The organism is Streptomyces tricolor, from assembly GCF_002155905.1.
GTDB classification, from domain to species: Bacteria; Actinomycetota; Actinomycetes; order Streptomycetales; family Streptomycetaceae; genus Streptomyces; species Streptomyces tricolor.
Window position 1 is genome coordinate 1 of sequence record NZ_MUMF01000704.1, and the last position, 7485, is coordinate 7485.

A 7485-nucleotide genomic window follows, 5' to 3' on the forward strand; every position below is an offset into this window, starting at 1 on the left:
CCCGCGCCGGCACGCTGTCCTCCGACACGACTCGCCCGGCCCGCCCGCACCGCGTGGTTCCCCGCCCGTCGTCAGGACACGTCGGCTACGTCTGCGACATCGCTCCATGGCACGGTCGTCTCCGACATCCCCATGACCGCGCTCGTCGCGGTGATGGTCATGGTGTCGGTGGGCACTTTCGACTGGCACTCCGTCGCCCCGAAGACGCTGAAGCGGATGCCGGCCGTGGAAATCACCGGCCTGAACGACCCCAGCGCCCACCTGCACGGCAGGCTCAGCGGGACACGCGCGGCCGGCCACTGACGCACCGGGAACCTGCCGCCCCGGCTCCCGCCCGCGGCGAGGCGGGCGGGAGCCGGCGGCCCTCCCTTCACGGCCCCGCATGCGAGGGGAGACGCGCGCACCCTCCCGGCGACGAGCGGGAGCACGGCGCGGCCGGGGCTTTTCGGCCGCCGCGGAAGGGGCACGCGGTCGGGGTACGACTTCCGACCGGAGGGGCGGTATCACGATGGCCGAGTACGAACGTTCCCGCACGATGCCCGCGCAGCCCGAGCACGTCTTCGACCAGGCGGCCAATGTCGACCAGCTCGACGCCTGGCTCCCCGACGCCCTGCACGTGGACGTCGAGGACCCGCCCGCCGTGACCGTGCACGAGGACCGCACCGGCGAGGACATGCCCGCCCTGCTGCGGTCCGAGCCGGACCAGATGCGGCTGGAGTGGGGGACCCGGGAGCAGGGCAGCTATGCGGGCTGGCTCCAGGTGGCGGGCATCGGCAGCGGAGCCAGCGAGGTGACCGTGCACCTGTCCTTCTTCGACGCCGGCCACGACCCGGGCGAGCAGGCGGTGAACGACGCCCTGGACGGCAGTCTGCGGCGGCTGGAGGAACAGGTGCGGATGCGGGTCGACAACGCGGGCGGCTGAGGTGCCGCACCCGGTGCGCTGGCACCCGCTGCGCCTGACGACGCCGGTCAAGCAGCACGTCTTCGGCGGCCGGGCCCTCGCCGACCGGCTGGGCCGCACCGGGCTGCCGTCCGGGCCGGTCGCCGAGACCTGGGAGGTCAGCGACGTCGACGGGGAGGTGGCCACGGTGACCGAGGGCCCGTCGGCCGGGCGGTCGCTGCGCGAGCTGCTGGCGGCGGACCCCGCCGGGCTGCTCGGCGACCGCCCGCACGGGCCGCGTTTCCCGCTGCTCACCAAGTTCATCGACGGCACGCGCGCGCTGCCGGTCCATCTGCACGCCGACGACGCCACCGCCCGCCGTCTGGAGGGCGAGCCGAACGGCAAGACGGAGGCCTGGCATGTGCTCGACGCCGTACCGGGCGCGACCGCCCTGGTCGGCGTGCGGCCCGGGACCGACCGGGAGCGGCTGCGCCGGGCGCTGCTCGCGCAGGACTTCGACGCGGTGATGCGCCGCCTGCCGGTGCGCGCCGGGCAGACCGTGTACGTGCCCGGCGGCACCCTGCACAGCTTCGGGCCCGGCACCCTGGTGTACGAGATCGAGCAGACCTCCGACATCCAGCAGCACGCCATGCCCTGGCGGATGGAGGACGGCGCGCCGCTGGGCGAGCGGGAGCGGGCGGCGAACATCGAGCGGCTGCTGGCCGAGTGGCGGCCGGAGCCCCGGCCCGAGTTCCAGCCGGGACTGAGCGTGCCGGTCGCGGACTCGGTGGTGCGGACGGTGCTGTGCGCGGGGCCGTACTTCGCCCTGGAGCGCTGGACCGCGGGCCGTAGCGCCCGGATCGCCCGTACGTTCGCCACGGCCCAGGTCCTCAGCAATGCCGGCGCCCCCGTGACCGTCACCTCGGGCGACTGGACCGGCCGGCTCGACCGCGCGCGGACCCTGCTGCTGCCCGCCGCGCTCGGCGAGGTGCGGGTGGCCGGGCCCGCCGACGTCCTGTTCGGCTACGTTCCGGACCTGGAGGCCGACATCCGGGCCCCGCTGACGGCCGCCGGGCACGGGCCGGCCGCGCTCGCCGCCCTCGGCGAGGGCCTCTGGCCCGGCACGCGCGAGGGGGGCGGCACTCCTCCCTGAGGAGCCGGCCGGGCCCGTCTCCGCGTTTGCGCCCCGGAGGGCCGGGGATCCGGGCGCGGGCGGTGATCGTCGTGCCCGAACCCGGCAGCAAGAGGTACGACACCCGCAGGGCGCGGCTGCGCAAGGAGGCCGAGCGCTCCGGGGTCTCCGACCAGGACGCGAACGCCGTCGCCGACGAGACCCTGCAGCAGGACCCGGAGTGGCAGAGCCGGGGTCCGAAGACGGAGCGCGGCCGTGGCCCGAAGGGCGAACGCCCGGAGAACGACTGAGGACGGCCAGGACGCGCCTGGGCCTCCCCGGACGTCCGGGGAGGCCCAGGTGTGTCCCTGGTCCCGAGGTGCGAAGGCGACGCGGAGATTCGTCGGTGGCCCGTACAACCATGCGGCGGCGGCAGTAGTCTCCACAGGCGGAACGCACGTTCCCCTACCGTTCGTTCGCCCGTCACACCACGTCAACCAGAGGACTCCATGCCGCTCTCCACCCCCGGCCCCCGTGCGCTTCGGCAGACCGCCGGTGCCCTCGGCGCCCTGGCCCTGCTCGCGCTCGGTGCCGCGCCCGCCTCCGCCGACGACCCCGCGACCGGCCTGGTGCTGGGCGCCCTCGCACCGGTCGACGGGGTGAAGCCGGGCGCCGAGATCCAGGTACCGGCGACCTTCACCAACACGGGCGGCGCGGCGCTCGGCAAGGTCTGGATGTCGTACTCGGTCACGCGCGGGCTGAGCCACACCGCGATCCCGTCCAACTGCCTGCGGTACGAGGTGTCCTCCTTCGACGAGGCGCCCAGCTCCTCGGACCTGGTCTGCGCGTTCGACCAGCAGATCGAGCCGGGTGTGGTGTACGCCCCCGAGCGGCCCGCCACCCTCAAGGCCCTGGACCACGCGCTCCACGACGAGCTGCGGGTGTCGGTCGCCGCGTACGACCCGGCCCCGACCGACGGCGCCGCCGACCCGGTGCGGGGTACCGGTCCCGCGGTGAAGCTGGTCGAGCGGCCCGACGAGAAGCCGGCCGCCCCCGGCTCCGCCCGGCACGACGGCTGGGACGCGGCCGACGTCCCGGTCACGACCGACAACACGGCCGACTTCCAGGTGACCGGCGCCCGGCTGCAAGGCCGCGTCGGCGACACGGTCGACGTGCAGCTGAAGTTCACCAACGCCGGGCCCGGATGGGTGCTGCGCGCATCGGACGGGCCGGCCACCCATGTCCTGGTCAAGATGCCGGCCGGTACGACGGTGACCAAGGCCGACGGCTACTGCGAGAAGGCCGGGGACGGCGGCTACGAGTGCGGTACCAGCCAGCGCTGGGTGGACGAAGGCCGGGGCGAGACCTACGAGTTCAAGGTGCGCATCGACAAGGCGGTCGCCGGGGCGGAGGGTTCGGTGGCGCTCACGGACGAGTCCCGCCCGTTCGACGCCGACAAGACGAACGACACGGCCGCGATCACGCTCGACGTGACCGGCGGGTCGACCGGCGGCAGCGGCTCGGCCGGGGGCGGATCGGCCTCCTCCGCCGGCGGCACGGGCACCACCGGCGGTTCCGGTTCCACGGCGGGCGGCTCGGCGACGGGCGGCACGTCCGGCTCGGCGTCGACGGGCGGCGCGACGGGCGGCGCGGACGGCGGCTCGGACGGCGGTTCCGCTTCGGCCGCGTCCTCGGCCTCGGCCTCGGCCTCGGGCGGGAACCTGGCGAACACCGGTTCGGGCTCGGTGCTGCCCGTCGCCGCCGCCGCGGCCGGCGCCGTGGTCGTCGGCGCCGGGGCGATCGTCGTCGTACGGCGCCGGGCCGGCCGGCAGCGCTGACCGGCATCCGGGTACCGGCCGGCCGGCACCGCCCGCCGGTCAGTACCCGGACCCCAGCCGCTGGGTCGAGTAGGCGCACTCGGTGTAGACGTAGCCGGACCTGAGCCTGGCGGTGTCCGATGCCGGGGTCGCGGTGCTGCCACCCTGCGGCTTGTGCACGAAGTACGTGGTGCCGACGGGCAGGCTGATGGTGCGCTGCGGGTAGTGCTTGCTGCTGTCGTTGCAGGGCTTGAAGCCCGGGATCACCGTGTCCGCGAGCGTGTATGCCTTGCAGCCGCCGCAGCCCTTGAGGGTGAAACTGCCGGTGACCGGGCCGGTGTACAGGACGGTGATGTCGTCCGGGCTGTCGTTCTTGACGGTGACGGAGATGCTGCCGCCGGAGGCCGTGGTGGGCAGCTTCTTCCCGGCCGCGGGCAGGGTCTGCGCGACCTCGGCGGCTATGGCGATCTTCTCGGCGCGGGCCCGGTTCCGGTGGTTCTCGTGGTCGGCGGCGAACTGCTCCATGGTCTTCTGCGCCGCGTCGAAGTCGCCGTCCTCGTACTGGTCGACGCCGCACGCGTACCGGCCCGTGTCGCCGCTGCGGCCGGCCCGGCCCGCGGCCTTCGCCAGCCGGCCGTCCGCGTCCCCGGCCGCGCCGGCCAGGTCGCCGATCCGGGTGTCGAGGTCGCGCAACCGCTCGACGGCCGCGCAGGGTTCGTCGCCGTCGACCGCCTTCTCCGCCTTCCGCACCGCCGCGTCGACGGCGGGCACCACCTTGGCCGCCGCCCCGGACCGCGGGAAGGTGTCCAGCAGGTCGCCGAAGCGGGTCACCCAGTCCGCCCCGCCGGTGGCCAGCTGCCCGGCCCCGCACTCGTACAGGGCGGTCGCGAGCCGGTCGTCGGGCCAGCCGGCGAGCGAGCCGAGGTGCTCCTTCGGGATCGTGTCCGGCACGGTGCGCAGGTACTTCAGCGGCTCCACGGCGGCGCAGTACTCGCGGTGGCCGTAGGCCGCGCCGACGGTCGTGTAGTAGGTCCGCAGGCTGTCGGGGACCTTCTCCGCCGCGCGGGAGCCGGCGTGGTGCACGGCGATGTCGCGGTAGACCTCCAGGGCCGTCCGGTAGTCGCGTGCGGCGGAGCCGAACGACCGCCGGCCGCTCGCGGCCACCAGGTCGTCGGCGCGCTCCAGCCGGCCGAGGAGCGCCCGCTCCACGGCTTCGTCGTGGGCGTCCTGGTACCAGAGCGTGCCGCCGGCCGGTACGGCGAGCAGCAGCACACCCAGCAGCAGCGCGAGGGGCGCTCTGTGCGGCCGGGCCGGCCGGGTGCGCAGGCCGGCGAACCCGCCGTGGACGGCCGCCGCCAGCAGGAGCACGGCGTAGCCGGCGAGCGCGGCTCCGGGGATCCCGTCGGCGTCCGCGGGGAGCGCGACGAGCAGCAGTACGGCGGTCGCCGCCCAGCAGGCGGCGGTCAGCACCCAGCGGCGCAGGAGCGCGTAGCCGAGGCCGAGACCGCTCAGGTTGAGCAGGGCGGTCGCGAGGGCGCGCCAGGCGTCCGGCGGCGCGGGCGGCGGGCCGGCGGGCATCGGCGGCGGACTCGGCGGCACGGGCGGCAGCGACGGCCCGCCGAACCCCCGACCAGGACCGCCGAACCCCCGCCCGGGATCGTTGAATCCCTGACCAGGACCGCCGAACCCCTGGCTCGGACCGTCGAGTCCCTCGTTCGGTCTGTACGGACCTCCGGACATGATGGCTCCCCCTGGTCAACTCCCCCCGCATGTCTGCGGATCCGCAGTGTACGGGCGTGGACGCAGACCCGACAGAGGACCGAAAGCTCACCCTTTCCCGCACAACCCTTATTTGCCTCATGCCCCATTTGTCCGATTATCCTGGGCGGCCTTGCCGGGCCCGACCGAGCGGCCCGCGGATCCCGACGAGGAAGGGGGCGACGACGGCATGCGCGGCGCACGGTGGTCCGCTCTGCCGGCACGGATGAGACGGCTCGGCCGCACCGACGGGGCCGAGGCCGCCCGGGCGACCGTGGCCGCCGGGCTGACATGGCAGACCTGTACGGCGCTGCTGCACACGCCCGACCCGTACGCGGGGGCCGTCGCGGCGCTGCTCATCGTGGAGACGACGGTGGTGCGCACGGCCTCCGCGGCGCTGCGGTACGGCGCGGGCTGTCTGCTCGGCGTGCTCGTCGCCGTACCCGGCGCCCTGTACGCCCGGCCCGGCATGGCGGGTCTGGCGCTGGTCGTCTTCGCCTCCGTGCTGCTGGCCCGGCGCGGGTTCCTCGGGCACCACGGCATCCATGTGCCGACGACCGCGCTGATCACGTTCGCCCTGCTGCGCGGCCACCACCGCGGTGAGCTGGTCTCCCACCTGGCGGAGATCGTGCTGGGCATCGGCTTCGGCCTGGCGTGCAGCGCGCTGCTGTTCCCCGCCGTGCGGGTGCGGTCCGCCGAGCGGGCGCTGGAGGAGCTGCGGGCGCTGGTCGCCCGGTATCTCGACGGCCTGGCCGACGCGGTCGTGCGCCGGGAGCGGCCCCGGGACGTGCTCGGCCCCTCCTGGGAGCAGGACCTCGACACGGCGCTGGAGCGCGCCCGCACGGCCGTGGACGAGGCGCACGAGAGCATGCGGTGGAACGTTCGGCCGGTCGCCCGGCGCCGCCGCTGGCACCTGGACCGCCGGGTCCTGTGCACCCTGGCCGACGTGGCGCGGGAGCTGGCCGCCACCGGCCGGCTGCTCGACGCGCGCCCCGGGGCCGCCCGCACCCCCGGCCCCGAGGCCGCGTTCGCCCGGTCGTACGCGCGGCTGCTGCGTACGACCGCGCTGTGCGCCTACTCCTGCCGGGGCGGCCGGCCGCACCCCGCGCTGCCCGCGACCCGGCGGGCCCTGACCCGGCTGGGCTCGGCCCGGTGCGATCCCCCGGCCGCCGACGCCGAGACCGGCCGTCTGCTCCGTCACCTGGAGTCGGCCCTGTCCTGTCTGTCGGCCCCGCCGCCCGCCCCGCCCGTCCGCACCCACCGGGCACTCCGCCCACTACGGCACACCCCCAGGCGATGACCCAGCACACCACACCCCAGCACACCACGTCCCAGCACACCGTCTCCGCGTCCGGCACCGGTAAGGGCACCGGCTCCGCGCGCCCGGCCCGGGGCCTGCGCGGCCGGATCGCCGGCTCCCGTGCCCTGCCGGCGGCGGCCCCCGTTCTGCTCATGGCGGCCGTCTCCCTCACCGATCTGCTCACCCCCGACTGGCTGCATGTGTCACCGGTGATGGTCGCCGTGCCCGTGCTGGCCTCGGTGCTGCTCCCGCTGTGGGCCACGGCGGCCCTCGCGTGCGCCGCGCTGGCCGCGACCGCCCTGCTCCAGGCGGACGCGGGGCAGTACGGGCATCCGGACTCGGACGTCGTGCTGTTCAGCCTGTTCGTGGTCGGAGTGACGTCGATGGCGGCCTGTTCCCTGCGCGGGCGCCGGGAGCGGCAGTTGCAGCAGGTCCGCTCCGTCGCGGAGACGGCCCAGCGCGCGCTGATGCACCCCCTGCCGCACCGGCTCGGTTCGCTGGCCCTGCGCGGCGTGTACCTGCCGGCCGAGTCGGAGGCGAGGATCGGCGGCGACTTCTACGAGGCCCTGCAGACGCCGTACGGCACCCGGATCCTGGTCGGCGACGTCCGGGGCAAGGG

The 7485-nt window shown here is 75.5% G+C and carries 7 protein-coding genes and 1 pseudogene; 7 read left to right on the forward strand and 1 reads right to left on the reverse strand.

The window, feature by feature from the left end; all coding sequences use genetic code 11:
• The first annotated feature begins 132 nt into the window (after positions 1-132).
• The 5 genes from CCN44_RS37835 (at position 133) to CCN44_RS37855 (ending at position 3829) form a co-directional block, all read left to right on the forward strand.
• On the forward strand, positions 133-303 hold the full coding sequence (locus CCN44_RS37835; RefSeq protein ID WP_399010611.1) for a hypothetical protein: 171 nt from the start codon (positions 133-135) through the stop codon (positions 301-303).
• A gap of 205 nt (positions 304-508) precedes the next feature.
• The gene (locus CCN44_RS37840) at positions 509-922 is read left to right on the forward strand and encodes an SRPBCC family protein (RefSeq protein ID WP_059254726.1); all 414 of its coding nucleotides are present in this window, start codon (positions 509-511) and stop codon (positions 920-922) included.
• A 1-nt stretch (position 923) separates the two neighbouring features.
• Positions 924-2033, forward strand: coding sequence for a class I mannose-6-phosphate isomerase (locus CCN44_RS37845; RefSeq protein WP_086703326.1), 1110 nt, complete (start codon positions 924-926; stop codon positions 2031-2033).
• A 71-nt stretch (positions 2034-2104) separates the two neighbouring features.
• Positions 2105-2302: a hypothetical protein gene (locus CCN44_RS37850; RefSeq protein WP_167404076.1), complete on the forward strand. Its 198-nt coding sequence runs from the start codon at positions 2105-2107 to the stop codon at positions 2300-2302.
• Positions 2303-2500: 198 nt separating this feature from the next.
• A complete protein-coding gene (locus CCN44_RS37855; protein WP_086703332.1) occupies positions 2501-3829 on the forward strand; it encodes a hypothetical protein in 1329 nt (442 codons plus the stop codon).
• Between the two features lie 39 nt (positions 3830-3868).
• Here CCN44_RS37855 and CCN44_RS37860 read toward each other — a convergent pair whose 3' ends face one another.
• Positions 3869-5386 carry a hypothetical protein gene (locus tag CCN44_RS37860; protein WP_244204032.1) on the reverse strand — a complete coding sequence of 506 codons (1518 nt, stop codon included), beginning with the start codon at positions 5384-5386 and terminating at the stop codon, positions 3869-3871.
• A 313-nt stretch (positions 5387-5699) separates the two neighbouring features.
• On the opposite strand from CCN44_RS37860, the gene CCN44_RS44750 reads away from it, so the two are divergent.
• Complete coding sequence (locus CCN44_RS44750; RefSeq protein ID WP_158103204.1) at positions 5700-6866, forward strand: FUSC family protein; 1167 nt, start codon at positions 5700-5702, stop codon at positions 6864-6866.
• A pseudogene (locus CCN44_RS37870) lies at positions 6863-7485 on the forward strand (hypothetical protein); the annotation flags it as partial. The gene CCN44_RS44750 and the pseudogene CCN44_RS37870, both read left to right, overlap by 4 nt.